The sequence below is a fragment of the Klebsiella sp. GN_Kp190 genome (assembly GCF_040061795.1).
GTDB lineage: Bacteria > Pseudomonadota > Gammaproteobacteria > Enterobacterales > Enterobacteriaceae > Klebsiella > Klebsiella michiganensis.
This window is the reverse complement of sequence record NZ_JBEAFN010000061.1, coordinates 1-1,212: the sequence shown is the minus strand read 5'-3', so window position 1 is coordinate 1,212 and position 1,212 is coordinate 1. Positions and strand designations below refer to the sequence as shown.

At 53.5% G+C, this 1,212-nt stretch carries 1 protein-coding gene; it reads right to left on the bottom strand.

Translation table 11 applies throughout. The features are described 5' to 3' along the window. Positions 1-33: 33 nt before the first annotated feature. Positions 34-1,133 (bottom strand): IS3 family transposase gene (locus tag ABLU67_RS23995; protein ID WP_108703685.1). Its coding sequence is split into 2 segments (ribosomal slippage): positions 34-878 and positions 878-1,133, totalling 1,101 coding nucleotides; the frame shifts between segments, so codons are not numbered across the junction. Positions 1,134-1,212: the final 79 nt, after the last annotated feature.

Sequence of the window (1,212 nt, the reverse complement as noted above, 5' to 3'; positions counted from 1 at the left end):
CTGACCCTGGCCCAAATTCAGTGCAGTGCTAAATCAGAGATCCTCGTCTTTCCGGAGACTTCGGATGAATTCAGCCGGAGTCATGTCATTTAATGATGAATGCGTTCTCTCATGATTATATTCCCTGCGCCAGTTGTCGAGTTTGTCCTGCGCATCTTCCAGCGACAGGAACCAGTGAATGTTCAGGCATTCATCCCGCAGACTGCCATTAAATGACTCAATAAACGGGTTATCCGTTGGTTTTCCGGGGCGGGAGAAGTCCATTGTGACACCGTGCTCATACGCCCATTTATCCAGAATTTTCGAAATAAACTCGCTGCCGTTATCTGTCTGAATACGTACCGGCAGGCGCTTGCCCAGCACCCGCAACCCTTCCATCACACCGACCACATCCTCACCTTTCAGCGACTTTCCGGCATGGATCGCCACACACTCCCGACTAAAATTATCCACTACAGTCAGCGCCCGGAAACGTCGTCCGTTAAACAGGTTATCCGACACGAAATCCATACTCCAGCACTGATCGACACCGGTCAGGACCGGACGTTGCTGACGATGTGCTGCACTGACATGCCTGCGCGGGCGTTTTCTGCGCAGGTTGAGGCCTTCCAGACAGTAAATCCGGTGTGTTTTCTTGTGGTTAACAGGCCAGCCTTCCCGCCGCAGCTGAATATGAATACGCGGGCAACCGTAGCGGATCCGGGTTTCCGCTATTTCCCGGATACGCAGGGTTATCGCCCGATCATCCCGCCGGCTCTGCCAGTGGTAAACGGTTCTGCTCTGCATCAGCAGTCCGCATCCCCGTCGGACACTGATACGGTAAGCCTCCCGCAGAAAATGCACCGCCTGACGCTTCTGAGCCGGCCTCAGAACTTTTGTTTCAGTACCTCCTGCAGCATCTCCTTGTCCAGACTCAGGTCAGCCACCAGTTTCTTCAGCCGTTGATTTTCATCCTCCAGTTGCCGCAGACGCCGCAGTTCGGTCACGCCCAGACCGGCGAATTTCTTCTTCCAGTTATAAAAAGTGGCTTCAGAAATCCCCATCTTTCGGCAGACTTCCCCGACACGGGTGCCGGTTTCGGCCTGTTTCAGCGCAAACGCGATCTGTTCTTCGGTATAGCGGGTCTTTTTCATGGCGATGTGCCTCTCTGTGAGATGGAAGAAAGACCGGAGACTTCAGTTTAGTCTGGCACTGTTTTCAGGGAGGAGATCA